At 46.1% G+C, this 14,143-nt stretch carries 12 protein-coding genes; 6 read left to right on the top strand and 6 right to left on the bottom strand.

All coding sequences use genetic code 11. The features are described from left to right. Positions 1–36: 36 nt before the first annotated feature. A complete protein-coding gene (locus tag GO755_RS06185) occupies positions 37–789 on the bottom strand; it encodes a pyridoxine 5'-phosphate synthase (protein ID WP_317165804.1) in 753 nt (250 codons plus the stop codon). Between the two features lie 126 nt (positions 790–915). On the opposite strand from GO755_RS06185, the gene GO755_RS06180 reads away from it, so the two are divergent. The 4 genes from GO755_RS06180 to GO755_RS06165 all read left to right on the top strand — a co-directional run bounded on the left by GO755_RS06180 (position 916) and on the right by GO755_RS06165 (position 4,685). Beyond that, entirely contained in the window at positions 916–1,365 is a 450-nt protein-coding gene (locus tag GO755_RS06180; RefSeq protein ID WP_157583852.1) for a GatB/YqeY domain-containing protein, read from the top strand. Positions 1,366–1,464: 99 nt separating this feature from the next. After that, the gene (locus tag GO755_RS06175) at positions 1,465–1,980 is read left to right on the top strand and encodes a CvpA family protein (RefSeq protein WP_157583851.1); all 516 of its coding nucleotides are present in this window, start codon (positions 1,465–1,467) and stop codon (positions 1,978–1,980) included. A gap of 47 nt (positions 1,981–2,027) precedes the next feature. Beyond that, positions 2,028–3,074, top strand: coding sequence for a 23S rRNA (adenine(2503)-C(2))-methyltransferase RlmN (gene rlmN, locus GO755_RS06170; RefSeq protein ID WP_157583850.1), 1,047 nt, complete (start codon positions 2,028–2,030; stop codon positions 3,072–3,074). A 189-nt stretch (positions 3,075–3,263) separates the two neighbouring features. Then, a complete protein-coding gene (locus GO755_RS06165; protein ID WP_157583849.1) occupies positions 3,264–4,685 on the top strand; it encodes an inorganic phosphate transporter in 1,422 nt (473 codons plus the stop codon). 28 nt (positions 4,686–4,713) lie between these two features. Here GO755_RS06165 and GO755_RS06160 read toward each other — a convergent pair whose 3' ends face one another. From GO755_RS06160 to GO755_RS06145, 4 genes are all read right to left on the bottom strand, one after another. Next, on the bottom strand, positions 4,714–5,409 hold the full coding sequence (locus GO755_RS06160; RefSeq protein ID WP_157583848.1) for a 3-keto-disaccharide hydrolase: 696 nt from the start codon (positions 5,407–5,409) through the stop codon (positions 4,714–4,716). Positions 5,410–5,436: 27 nt separating this feature from the next. Next, positions 5,437–6,279: a formylglycine-generating enzyme family protein gene (locus GO755_RS06155; protein ID WP_227686874.1), complete on the bottom strand. Its 843-nt coding sequence runs from the start codon at positions 6,277–6,279 to the stop codon at positions 5,437–5,439. 9 nt (positions 6,280–6,288) lie between these two features. Continuing rightward, positions 6,289–8,622: a DUF7133 domain-containing protein gene (locus tag GO755_RS06150; protein WP_157583847.1), complete on the bottom strand. Its 2,334-nt coding sequence runs from the start codon at positions 8,620–8,622 to the stop codon at positions 6,289–6,291. A 192-nt stretch (positions 8,623–8,814) separates the two neighbouring features. After that, positions 8,815–9,627, bottom strand: coding sequence for a lysophospholipid acyltransferase family protein (locus GO755_RS06145; protein WP_157583846.1), 813 nt, complete (start codon positions 9,625–9,627; stop codon positions 8,815–8,817). A 285-nt stretch (positions 9,628–9,912) separates the two neighbouring features. Here GO755_RS06145 and GO755_RS06140 point away from each other — a divergent pair, with 285 nt between their 5' ends. Both GO755_RS06140 and GO755_RS06135 read left to right on the top strand, forming a co-directional pair. Beyond that, positions 9,913–10,605 (top strand): porin family protein, encoded by a 693-nt coding sequence (locus GO755_RS06140; protein WP_157583845.1) that lies wholly within the window; start codon positions 9,913–9,915, stop codon positions 10,603–10,605. A gap of 253 nt (positions 10,606–10,858) precedes the next feature. Continuing rightward, positions 10,859–11,890, top strand: coding sequence for a fatty acid desaturase (locus tag GO755_RS06135; RefSeq protein ID WP_157583844.1), 1,032 nt, complete (start codon positions 10,859–10,861; stop codon positions 11,888–11,890). A 137-nt stretch (positions 11,891–12,027) separates the two neighbouring features. Here the strand turns inward: GO755_RS06135 and GO755_RS06130 are convergent, their stop codons facing one another. Beyond that, on the bottom strand, positions 12,028–14,127 hold the full coding sequence (locus GO755_RS06130; RefSeq protein ID WP_157583843.1) for a protein-disulfide reductase DsbD family protein: 2,100 nt from the start codon (positions 14,125–14,127) through the stop codon (positions 12,028–12,030). Between the last annotated feature and the right edge of the window lie 16 nt (positions 14,128–14,143).

Genomic DNA, 14,143 nt, shown 5'->3' with positions numbered 1-14,143 from the left:
ATTTTGTTATTCGCTTATATGGAAAGCAAAATCAGATTAATCCTTTAATCTGTTAAATCCCGCGGGGCCGCCCGTGCGGTTCAGACAGCGCAGATACATTTGAATCGTATTCTCCAGTCCAAAATAAAGCGCATCACAAATAAGCGCGTGACCAATGGAAACTTCTTCTAAATCAGGAACTTGCTGATCGAAATAACGAAGATTTTCTAAACTCAAATCGTGACCAGCATTCAGACCTAACCCTAATTCATTGGCCCGTTTGGCTGCCATAACAAAGGGAGCCACAGCCGCTTCCCGATTTTCAGCGTAGTGCGTCGCATAGGGTTCAGTATATAATTCTATGCGATCGGTACCAACGGCTTTGGCACCTTCTACCATGCGTTCATCCGCATCCACGAAAATGGAAACGCGAATACCATCGGCCTTGAACGTATCGATTAAGTATCGGAGGTGATCGGCATGACGAATTGTGTCCCAACCCGCATTGGACGTAATAGCGTCGGGCGCATCGGGAACGAGTGTCACCTGGGCTGGCTTAACTCGCTTCACTAATTCGATAAACCGCTCGTCGGGGTTCCCTTCAATATTGAATTCGGTCGTCACGACTTCGTGGAGGTCCAGAACATCCTGATAACGAATGTGTCGTTCATCGGGCCGAGGGTGAACCGTGATGCCCTGTGCCCCAAAACGCTCACAATCAAGGGCGACTCTTACGAGATCGGGATTGTTGCCACCCCGCGCATTTCGGATAGTGGCAATTTTGTTGATATTGACGCTTAATCTAGTCACGGTTAGGAATGATGAATTATAAATGATGAATGATAAACCGTATATGGTTTTGTTAACTTTGCTCAATGGTAGTTGGTTCGTTTTACCAATATTCATCATTTATCATTCATAATTCATCATTGAAAGATGGCCTTAAAACAACAAATTGACGCCGATATAAAACAGGCTATGCTGGCTAAAGATCAGGACAAACTTCGCGCCTTACGGGCGGTGAAGTCAATGATTCTGCTCGAAGAAACTAAAGAAGGCCAATCCGGTGATCTTAAACCCGAAGACGAAACCAAGATTCTGACCAAAGCTGTGAAGCAGCGGAAAGATTCCGCCGACATCTACCGTCAACAAAATCGCGCTGATCTGCTGGCCGTGGAAGAAGCCGAAATTGCCGTTATTGAGCAATATCTGCCTAAGCAACTGTCAGAAACCGAATTGAAAGAGAAACTACAGGCTATCATGGCCCGTATTGGCGCATCAGTTCCGTCAGACATAGGCAAAGTGATGGGCGTGGCCACCAAAGAACTAGCTGGCCAAACCGATGGGAAAGCTATTTCGGCCATGGCAAAACAACTATTATCATAAACGAAAGAGCAAAAGAGTGAAAGAGCGAAAAGTCGCGAATCATTCAATCGCTCTTTCGCACATTCACTCTTTCGCGCTTTGAACACGCTCGACATACTCATGCTCATTCCCCTTGCCTGGGGAGCTTTTAACGGATACCGCAAAGGTCTTCTGGTGGAGATCGTTGCGGTCATTGCGTTTGTGGTTGCCATGATTGTCGGTTTTAAATTTCTGGCCTTTGGGATCGACTTGCTCAGTCCATACATCAGTCGGGAGATTGCCCGGAAAATTCTGCCGTGGCTGGGCTTCTCTGTGATTTTCTTTCCAACGGTTCTTATGATCAATCAGATGGGATTAGCCATCCGGCGATCGCTAAAATACTCACTATTAGGAACGTTCGATAGCGTAGCAGGTGCTACTGTTGGCCTTTTTACATGGGTCTTTGGAATTAGTGTTATCCTTTGGTTGTTAACCCATATGGGCGTAAAAATGCCTCCTCGCCAAACAGAAACTGCGTTTTTGTATCCTTACATACGGCCTATTGCTCCAAAAGTGATGGATAAAGCCGCTGTTTGGGTACCGAAAGGTCTGGAAGCTGGGAAAAAATGGCGGGCAGATAACATAAAGAGTGAATGAATGAGTGGCTTTACTGCTTTCATTCTTTCGCTCTTGCAATCTTTGACATGAAACAAGACATCCGTAAACTGACCGCTGTTCAGTTAAAAGACTGGTTTTCGAAAAACGGCGAACAGGGATTTCGAGCCAAGCAGGTGCATGAATGGCTCTGGAAAAAATCGGCACTTTCGTTCGAGCAGATGACGAATTTATCGTTGTCGACTCGGGAGTTGCTGAATACTAACTTTGAGATTCGCCCACTGACTGTTGATCAACAACAACGCAGCAGCGATGGCACAATTAAATCGTCGTTTAAACTGTTTGATGGCAATCTGGTAGAAGGAGTTCTAATTCCAGCCTTACGCTCTGACGACACGGATCGCATGACGGCTTGCGTATCGAGTCAGGTTGGTTGCTCACTCACCTGCAAATTTTGCGCTACAGGCTACATGGATCGCAAACGGAATCTGGATGCGGCTGAAATCTACGATCAGGTCGTGGCTATTGATCGGCAGGCAAAGGAAAACTACGATGTGCCGCTCTCGAATATCGTGTACATGGGCATGGGAGAACCCTTGCTGAATTACAAAAACGTACTCGAATCCGTTGATCGGATTACGTCTGCGGATGGCTTAGGCATGTCGCCGAAGCGGATTACCGTTTCAACGGCGGGGATTGCCAAGATGATTCGTCAACTTGGCGATGATGCCGTGAAGTTTAATCTTGCGCTATCGCTCCACGCGGCCAACGACCTAAAGCGCGATCAGATTATGCCTATCAACGAAAGCAATACGCTCGAAGCTTTGGGTGATGCACTAGGGTATTTTTATAAGAAAACGGGCACGCGCATTACGTTCGAATACATTCTCTTCTATAATTTCAACGATACGTTGCAGGATGCCCAGGAGCTTTGGAAGTTCACAAAGCGTGTTCCTGCCAAAATTAATATCATTGAATACAATCCCATCGCGGAGGCTAACTTCAAAAATACGGACCCCCAAACGCTGGATAAATTCGCCGGATACCTGGAAAATAAAGGCGTAACGGTGAACGTCCGACGGAGTCGGGGAAAAGACATCGATGCCGCCTGTGGTCAGTTGGCAGGGAAGAAGTAACGCAGGTGGAAACCCTCGACGTAAGCATATACATATTGGATATTAAACTGAGCGCGGCTTTCCAGCCGCGTTACATCTTCCCTGCCTTAACAATTTGGTAATACTGCTCTCCCCAGTTTGTCTTACTTTTGTGGCAATCATCGGCTTACAGACTTACTGTTTGCCCAGTATACAGAAGATACCCCACCTATGTTTGGATTAGAAACGGATGTTTTTATCCTCCTCTTCATCAGCTTATTTGCTGCCTGTGCCTTTGAATTCGTTAATGGTTTCCACGATACCGCCAATGCAGTAGCAACTGTTATTTATACCAATTCGCTAAAGCCAACCGTCGCTGTTGTCTGGTCTGGGATTTGCAATTTCACCGGTGTACTACTGGGAGGTATTGGTGTTGCGATGGGTATTGTAAATCTGCTCCCCGTTGAATTGCTAGTCGACCAGAACGTATATCATAGCGTAGCTATGGTACTGGCCTTGCTGCTTAGCGCCATCATCTGGAATTTGGGAACCTGGTATTTCGGCATTCCCAGCTCAAGCTCACATACACTTATTGGCTCAATCTTAGGCGTTGGACTTGCTTTCTCAACCCTACCAGAAAACACATCCGGAGCCGCAGTAAACTGGGATAAAGCTATCGAAACTGGTGAAGCGCTGTTATTATCGCCATTGCTGGGTTTTAGTTTAGCAATTGTGCTGATGTTCGTTTTACGTCGACTATCATCCGAAGAGGTAAAGACGGCGCTTTTTAAAGAGCCTAAGAAAAACAGTGAACCCCCAACCTGGATTCGTGGTATTCTGATTCTCACCTGTTCTTTAGTTAGTTTCTTTCACGGAAGTAACGACGGACAGAAAGGCGTCGGGCTTATTATGCTCATTCTAATCGGGATTGTACCTTATCATTTTGCGGTTAAATCAGACATCGACCCACGCCTGATGCAGGCAAACATTACCGGAATTGAACAGACGATTGCTACGCTGGATTCAAATCAGTTATCACCTGCCAATCGTGAACGACTGGTTCGTACACGTTCTGAATTGACGGAATTGAGTAAACTGGTAAACGGTCCATTAGTTGATAATAAAATTCCGAATGAAAAACGCCTGGATGTACGGAAAGATTTATTGCTGATTAACAGCAATATGAAAAACATTACGGCTGATGAAGGCGCTAATCTTAGTTCGAGCCAACTGGCTGTATTAAGCAAAAGTCTCAGCGAAGAGAGTGGCTTGCGTCGCTTTACTGATTATGCACCTTTCTGGGTTATCCTAATGATCGCCGTTTCGTTAGGTTTAGGTACCATGATTGGCTGGCGTCGGATTGTTGTGACTGTAGGGGAGAAAATTGGCAAACAACACCTGACCTATGCTCAGGGAGCGTCGGCAGAATTGGTTGCAGCTACTATGATTGGTCTTGGTACCGCGTTGAAGTTGCCAATTAGTACTACGCACGTACTGTCGTCAGGTATTGCCGGAAGTATGGTCGCTAGCAAAGGCATTAAAAATTTACAGGCCGATACAGTCAGAAACATTGCACTCGCCTGGGTACTTACATTACCCGTTTCTGTACTGCTCTCATTTACACTCTATATTTTCTTTCGCTGGATTTTATAGTATAAGTAGCGTGGACCTCTGGCCCACGCTACAGCTCTTTAATCGCAATATTTCGAAATCGGTGAGCTGCGCCGGGTTTCCACGAATTGGCCATATTGAAAGATTCCGCGGCCGCCGAATATACCGCTGACCAGTGTGCCTGCAGGCCGATCATGCCTTTTGTTTCGCCAGCAACAAAGTCATTGACGGGTTCTGTAACCTCCCACATTTGCTTGCCGTTTACCCATAAGCTAATGCGAGGAACTTCTCCTTCCATTCGGATGCGGAATGAGTTCCAATCGCCAGGTTTCCAGACTTGAGCAATGGTTTCGGCATGAGCTCCTTTACTCACGTTCATTCGTTCGCCCAGGAGGTCACCTAATCCACCCGGCGTTGCTAGTTCGATTTGATAGGCAGCTCCACTTTCGGTAGAGCGGATAAAGATTCCACCGTTGCAAAACGAGTCGATTTTGGCTTCCAGATAGAGTTCAAAGTTGCCGTATTTTTTATCGGATAGGAGAATGCCACCTTGCCCGTATGGGTATTGTTTAAGCGTAACGACGCCGTTTTCTACGTAAAAATTGCCGGTTGTGCCTTGATGTGATGTTCTACTGGTATGCCAGCCTTTTAAGTCCTTACCATTAAAAATGGGGGTAAATCCGGCCGGAATTTTACCAATTTGAGCATTGGCAAAGTTCACTATCAGAGACAGTAGCAGGAAGAGGGTTATTTTTTTTAGGGACATGATTGACAGGATTTCATTTTAGGATAATCACTTCGATTCCATCACAACACGGAAACCGACGTCCCACCCGTTGCCTGGCCCAGCCGCGTGAGTCATATAAGTAGCATTTTTTACATCACCCATAAACGAGGCTCCCTTCAGAACGTGCTGGTTGCCTGAACGGGCAGGAGAGGGGTCCGCAAAGATTTTCTCGTTGTAATAATCCTGTACCCATTCCCAAACGTTGCCTAATGTGTCGTAGATCCCCCAGGCATTGGGTGTTTTCTGGCCAACCTTACTGGTTGTTTTAGAGCCCATTTGAGCCGAGGCCCAAATCGCTTTCCAGGAGATGTCGTCCTGCGCTCCAGCGCGGGCTGCATACTCCCACTCGAATTCGGTGGGTAATCGGTAATGTTTGCCTTTATCCATCGCATTTAGCTTTACCAGAAACTTCTGAACATCCTGCCAGCTAACCTGCTCAACTGGGTGTTGATCGGCCTCATCCTTGACTTTACTGCCCTGAAAAGCGGATGGATTTTCACCCATCACTTTTTTCCACTGCGCCTGCGTTACCTCAAATTTGCCAATATAATACGGGTGATCGATCTTGACCGAGAAACCAGACCGAGCGTCCTGCTTTACTAATTTCTCTGCCAGTTCATACTCCTTTTGAGTCCAGGGCAACCCCGGATCATTACTTTTTGACGCCGTCGTTGATTCTGGTTGGTGGGGATAAGGTGGCTGAAATCGACCAACAACCATGCTTCCCGGCTGAATGTGTACAAACTCCATACCTATGCTGTTTGTATAAGTCGGCTCCTGCGCGAACGCCATAGATACATAAAGTATAAACAGGCAGCTCAGTAGACTTTTTATAAAGGCTATATTCATGGCTAGTGGCTATTTGTGGGACTTATCCTTATCGTCTGATTTGCTCCAGTTGGTACGTTCGGCGCGACCCAGCTTAAATATCTCCAGTTCCTGTTGGGTCATACCTGCTGAAATGACAGGTGTATTGGCCCGTGTGTAAGCGACCTCTTCCGGTGTCACAACCGATGATTTATTGCCCAGTTCACTACTGTTTCGTACGTAGCTCAGCACCGAAGCAATCCATTTGTCATCATTGGCTGCCATTGAGGGCATCATATCGGGGTAAGTCTTGCCATCGACCGGCCCTCTCATGCCATTTAGGAGTAACTGCATTAATAGCGTTTTGTCACCTTTCACACGTGGTGAACCAACCAGAGGAGGTGCAGGCATCTGTTTACCTCCCATCGTGATGCCTTTGCCATCGGGGCCGTGACAGGTGGCGCATAGTTGCTTGAAAATTGTAGCACCCTGGGTTACTAAAGCTCGGTCGGCAGGACTTAGGTTGCGGGTACGTTCCTGCTCGGCCTGAAGAATTTTCTGCGACTCAGCAAAGGTTGTAAACGAGAACTGCATTAACTCATTCTTTGGATTGTCAGCCAACAGCGTTTTGACAAGCGCTTGTGTCTGGGGCGTTTTATAGCTACGAAGCGACAACGCCAATTGAAATCGTACATCAGGACTCGAGTCATCTTTCAATGTGGCCAGCTTCGCTATTACTTCTGGATCTTTTCTCTTTAGATAATATTCGCTGATCCAGACGGCGGTTTTGCGAACCTGGGCATCAGAATCCGTAAATGCCTTAAAGAGCGTTGATTTATCAATTGCATCTAAGCCTTCCAGCGTCCACAAAGCATGGGTACGCGCCAACGGACTGGGCTGTTTTGATAACGAAGCTTTTTCGCCGATGGCTATTTGTTTGAGTGTTGGCACAACAGTTTGATCGTTCCGAATGATAAGCAACTGTTGTGCATTATCGCGCCACCAACCATTTGGGTGATCGAGATAGTTTATCAATTTACTGCTCGGCTCATTGAGCATATTGGGCCGCTGCGTATCGCGCTTGAAATCATCATGCACTACGCGGTAAATTCGGCCCATTCCCCGGTTCTTGTACAATCCTTTTTGCTGAATTATCCCGCCTAAATAGGAGCCCGGCTTTGTCCACTCGCTTTCCTGAATGATGCCATGATACATATCGACAATGTAAAAACAACCATCAGGTCCCGTATAGGTATTGATTGGCCGGAAATTCATATCGGCCGATGCCAGCCAGTCTTTCTGTTTATAGGCGTCTTCAATGTAAATTTTCCCGTCGCGGTTACTCACTTTGCCGCGTTTAATAATCCGCCCTACCGGCTCTGGAATAAAATAATCACCCTGCATATCAACGGGTAAGCGATCTCCCCGGAAAATAGACTGGCCACAACCTGCCGTGAATTTATTGAGCGTGTTGTCTTCGGGTCGTAATGCTTCTCGACCACCTTGTGCATCGACATTGCCAATTATTGGCCAGGGTTTCGTGAAATCTTCTGAATATTGGTCGGCAAAGTTCAAGGCACCATACGCAGGGTTTTGCTGAATTTGTACCGCCGGTAAGCCAGGACCGGCTTCTGAATAAAACAAGCGACCATAGTTATCGGTCGTCATGCCCCATTGGCCAATCATGTTATCGACAAGCGTATCGGCCTGAAGCTTGCCATTTTTGTATTTATATCGAAGGTTATCGCGGGTTGGGTAAATCCAGTTGTCCAGATTCCAGATCATCCCGCCATTCTGATGCTCCAGATTTCGCGAGTCGATGGCATCGTTTCTGAAGACTATCTTTTTCTCATCAGCCTTCCCATCGCCGTTTGTATCCCGATAACTCCAGATATGTTGAACATTGGTAATGCCCACTAGCAATTGGTCGCCTACGGGCAAAATAGTACGAGGCAGAACGAGGCTATCAATAAAGATGGTCGACTTATCCATTTTACCATCACCATCGGTATCTTCCAGACGCTTGATCCGGCTTGTTGGTGCGTATTCTCCCGTAGCACTGGCATCAGTCATGTACGTATTCATCTCTGCTACGTAGAGTCTGCCATTTCCATCCCAGGCCAAGGCTACTGGTTCCTGAATCATGGGTTCGCTGGCTACCAGCTCAATATGATAGCCCGGCGGAAGTTGGATTTTTTCAATACTAGCCTGTGGTGATAAAGGCTCTACTGGTGGATTCGTATCCTGAACAACCCGGGCAAAGTCATTGCCCGAAGAGGATTTATAAGACTGATTACAACTGGAGGTCAGTAAGCTTAGCGTCAATAGACATGCGGGGAATAGATAGCTTTTTAGGCTCGGATTTAATTCGGCATGCAGTCTCATAGCAATTCGTCTTTAGGAATAGGAAATCTTGTCAGTTAGCAAACGTGCATCGACAAAATTGATAACTGAACAAGTCGTTCGCCTTTTAGTTTTAGCGAGTTTGTTGACGTCTAGTATAAAGACGAGTTGTATGTAACCTACTATAGGCTGTGGGGAAGAATGAAGAATAAGGAGAAGCGCCCCGCGATTTAATTAACTCTTTTCCTGTGCCCACTCGGGAGCATCTTGCTCAATGGCATGACGGACTTTGGCTACGATGTCCTCGACAGTATCGTCAGGGCTATAGTGAAGTGGCGCTTTAAACTGAACAGTCAGTAACGTATTACGCTTCTTGAATCGTAGCCCTTTTTTGTCGAAGGCCCGCCGAAATCCATTGATAACCACTGGAATAACAATTGGCTGATTGTTTTTTAAAAGATGCCCTGTCCCTTTTCGAATAGGTGCGTAAGGGGTAGTTGTACCCTGTGGAAAACTGACAACCCAACCGTGCGCGAGTGCTTTTGCAATTTTATCATTGGCCGTATTATCTACAGCCCGTTGTACTTCGCGACCTTCTGCCCGCCACGATCGTTCGATGGTTAAGGCTCCGGCTGCAGACAGAACACGAGGAACAAAGCCTTTTTTCATCGTCTCAGAAGCCGCTACGTAGTATTGTCGGGCACGCGGACCAAATAAGTAGACGGGTGGTACAATTGTATTCTGAAAGCCCCATTTTACCGCGCAAAAGATCTGGAAAAACGCAATGACATCGGCGAAGTACGTTTGGTGATTTGATAAAAACAGAACGTTGTTGATGGGTAAATTTTCCAGATTTTCAGTGCCTTCAATCTGAATACGGTTCACGACTGTGTAGCGGGCATAAGTCAACCAACCGACAATACCGATAAGTATTCGCCTGACTAAAAGCGAGCTACCAAACGGATCGCACTCAAATAGGCCCAGCACATCTAGCGGCATCAGGAACTTAGGCAGGTAGCTGAACTTAGTTGGCTTAATATATTTCATCTTTAGGTTAAGAGTCGTAGGTAGTTGGTAAAGTTACGAGACCGCTACAATGTTTTCAAGAAAAAATACAACTGACTGATTGCCAGAGATAACTATTGAATAACTTACTGAGCTATCAACTTTTTCTGGAAAGTTTACATAATTTTTTTTGGCTTGATTAATCCTTTCGGCGGTCGATTCCTCTAACAAACGAAATCGCTACTAAATAACTTCTTCGCCTATTGCCGACGCTTTACACAATCAATTTCAGGTTCTCATTTTCTAGTCTATTTTCCCTTCAATACCATGAAACGAATTGTGCTTGCCGGTGTTCTTGCCTTTTTTGGCTTGTTTATTACTCAACTTTCTTTTGCTCAGGTTCAGGTAGGTATCCGTGGTGGAGCCAATGCTGGATTCGCTTCTAAACCTGATTTTCTGGGTAGTATGATGCCTGATTTTCATCCGACAATTGGCCCAACAGCGGCCCTTTTCTTAGATATTCCATTGAGTGAACGTGTCTCGTTTCGGCCTGAAATTGCTTACGTACGGAAAGGAGTCGCTATTAAAGAAGGATTCGACCTTACGCTTGGCGGATTTAACTTACCACTAGGTGCCACTATTGCTTATCAATCGCAACAACTTGAAGTGCCCTTGCTGTTTAAATTTAATCTGTCTGATGGTCCGGTTCAACCTTACCTGATTGCAGGCCCAGCGGTGAGTTATGCACTCGATGGCCGCATTCGTACCCGCGCTTCGGGTCTGTTTACAACGCAGCCTTACGATATCGATGTTAACTACGGCGGCATGTTGAATCGCTGGGACGTTAGTGCAGTTGGCGGTTTGGGTCTGGCGTTCGATGCTGGTGCAGGTAAGTTCTTTATCGAAGGTCGCTATACGCAGGGCTTCACACGGCAGATACAAGTGCCCGTTGTTAATGTCAATGTTCGAAATCGAGGGGTTGCCGTTTCGCTGGGCTATTCGTTCCCAATTGGCTATTAGTGAAGTGGTGGAGTGGGTGCAGTAAGTTATCCGGCCCTATTCTACTTACTTAACTTACTCCACCATACTATGTTTTTTGTTGAATCAACCTGAATCAGTAAAGGCGGAGCTACTCAGTTTCGCCTTTCTCGTTTAAAGATGAATATATGACTAAAGTCAGGAAATTTTCGGCTGAAAAAATAGCGTTACCAGTTGAAAATGTGTTAATTTTACTATTCGTATTCATTGTATTTGTACTGGCAATACCTTATTTATGGCAGTGTTAACTGATTTTGTTCGATCTACTACCACCGAACCACACCGAATTCGTACTCGGCAAATCCTGAAGGCTCACCCCGAAATCAAGAAACTCATTGGTCAGAAGAACCCAACTACGTTTTGGGTGGCTGCCTTTTGTGTAGTTCTTATGACGGGTATCGCCTGGCTCGTTCGTGATCAATCGTGGTGGATTGTGGTTGCGGCTGCCTGGTTTATTGGTGCCTTCCCGGCACACACGCTATTCGTTTGTATTCACGAAGCGGCTCATAATCTGATTTTCCGCAAACCCGCTGCGAATATATGGACAGCTATTTTTGCCAACCTCCCAACTGTATTCCCAACGGCATTAACGTTTAAGAATTTCCATATAAAGCACCATGCTTTTCAGGGGGTTCACGAACTGGATGCCGATTTGCCGGACTGGTACGAGGCTCGGTTAATCAAAAATTACGCCATTGGCAAGGCGATCTGGTTATTGTTCTATCCTATTTTTCAGGGTATTCGTACGCTGCGGATGAAAGAGCTAGCCGTTTTTGATAAATGGGTAATTGCCAATTTTATTGTTCAGATTACATTTGATGTGCTAATTGTAACCTTGTTTGGCTGGAAAGCATTGGCTTTCATGGTGCTGTGTCTGTTCTTTTCGGTTGGACTTCATCCACTGGGTGCGCGCTGGGCTCAGGAGCATTTCCTGACGCTTGATCCTCAACAGGAAACCTACAGCTACTACGGCCCGCTTAATGGTCCTAATCTGAACGTTGGGTTCCACAATGAGCACCACGATTTTCCTTCTATTCCCTGGAATAAACTACCAGAAATTAAGAAATCGGCTCCCGAGTATTATGAGTCGCTGAAATATCATACATCGTTTGTAAAGCTATTTTTCCTCTTCCTGTTCGATCAGGAGATATCGCTTTTTTCGCGTATTGTTCGTAAGGAACGTGGTCGTGTCCTGGTTTCCGATCAATCGAGACCAGATATGGAACTGGTGCAATCGCAAGCTGTTCCGGCAGAAACCGCAGCCTAATCGAAGCCTCAAGCACCTATCAACAAAAAATCCCCGCCAGAGCCTGGCGGGGATTTTTTGTGTAACGCGTACATCTTGTCCGCAAAGTCAATATTAGTTTTTAACTATAACAGTGCGGACAAGATGTACGCGTTATCTTAGAATTTAGCTTTTCCTGAATCCAGGAACGCAACGAAATTGGCTACATCGCGGTCATAGTTTTTAGGTGCTACAAGCAATTCTCCCTTGCTATTGACAAGGCAATAATGTGGCTGGGCGTTGTTGTTGTATTTGGTGATTTGCAGATCGGCGTTTTGCGCTCCGATACTCTTTTTGACCTTCTGGTCGTAGGTTGAGGTATACCATTCAGATTCGGGGAGGTCGGTTTTGTCGTCTACGTAGAGAGCCAGTACCACAAAATCATTCTGGAGTCGAGATAATACCGCTGGATCTGACCACACTCGTGCTTCCATTTCGCGGCAATTCACACAACCGTGACCAGTGAAATCAATAAATACAGGCTTATTTACTTTTTTCGAATAGGCTAATGCCTGTTTGTAATCGAAAAATCCCTGCAAACCGTGCGGAAGATGAAATAGATCAGCATGCCTGATTGGGCCGCTTCCGGCTAAGCTTGCTGACTGCTGGCCACTCGTAGAAATCTGCCCGTGTAGGTTGAAATCCTGTGATGTTTCGGGAGGGAGATAGCCTGATAACGCTTTCAGTGGAGCACCCCACAAACCGGGAATCATATAAACGACAAATGAAAATGTCGCAATGGCTAATAGGAGTTTCTGAACGCTAATGAACTTAACCTCACTGTCGTGTGGTAGACGAAGTTTGCCTAAAAAGTAAAAACCAACCAGAGCGAAAATGACAATCCAGATAGCCAGAAAAACTTCCCGGTCGAGTAAATGCCAGTGGTAAACCTGATCGGCGATACTCAGAAATTTGAGCGCGAGAGCCAGTTCGATAAAACCTAGAACGACTTTCACCGAGTTTAACCAGCCACCTGAGCGAGGTAGACTTTTCATCCATTGTGGAAAGGCGGCAAACAAGGTAAAGGGAACAGCGAAGGCCGACGAAAACGCAGCCATTCCTAAAATAGGCTTAACAACCTCACCGCCTGCCGATGCCACCAGCAAACTACCGACAATTGGCCCGGTGCAGGAAAACGACACCAGAACTAGTGTGAAGGCCATAAAGAAAATCCCTACAATTCCACCTTTTTCTGAGCGGGCATCTGCATTATTAATAAGCGAATTTGGCAGTACAATCTCAAAAAGGCCCAAAAAGGAAAGTCCGAAAATGAAGAAAGTCGCAAAGAAGATTAGGTTTGGCAGCCAGTGCGTACTGACAAAGTTGGCGAAAGCCGGTCCGTTAAACCGCGATACGACCGTGCCGATCAGTACGTAGATACCAATGATGAAGGCCCCATACAAAAAGGCTTTCCACATACCGCCCTGCTGATTCGTAAAGAAACTAACCGTTGCTGGGATAATCGGGAAGACACAGGGTGTAAGCAAGGCAACCAGGCCCGATAGGAAAGCGGCCAGTAGAAAACCTCCCAACGAATCATCCGAAGCATTTTTTGTCTTATCTAATGACAAGTCCTGGATTTTAACAGTCTCTTTGACACTGGATTCCTCGGCTTTAGCTGTTTCCGTGGCTGTTAGTGCAGGCGTTGGGGTAGCGGCTGCAACGGCCGTTTCGGAAGTTGGTTTGGTAACTACCGAAGTAGCCGTTGGCGTTGAGGCTAATGCGACTGTAGCAGTTGTTGGAGCAGTAACAGTTAACCCTGTAATGGTAAAGTCTTCATTTCCAGGAATACACTGCCCATCTTTATCGGTACAGACTTGATAATCAACATTACCTTCAAGAACTGGCTTGTCGCTGAGGATTTTGATACGTTGGGAGAATTGCGCTGCACCATGCATCAGGTAGGTATCACCCTCAAATACCTCTTCATATTTGGTTTCTACCTTACTTTCTGGTTTTACCTTCCCAATCAACTCGAAGCTTTTATTGGGTGTGAGCTTGATAACCGTTGGTAAAGGGCCGTCAATTTTAGGATTAACTTCTGACGAATAGATATGGTAGCCGGTTTGAATATTGGCGGTAAAACGAAGCTCGATAATCTCACCAACTTTGGCAGTTGATTTAGCTGGTTTATAGCTCCAGGTGACAGGTTTTAGAATCTGGGCAAACGTAGCAAGGGGTAGCAATAGCCACACCACAAGCGTAAGAGTTGATTTCATCCCGCTTTGGGTAAGT

Source organism: Spirosoma arboris (assembly GCF_009754945.1).
GTDB classification, from domain to species: Bacteria; Bacteroidota; Bacteroidia; order Cytophagales; family Spirosomataceae; genus Spirosoma; species Spirosoma arboris.
This window is presented reverse-complemented; position numbering and strand designations above follow the sequence as displayed.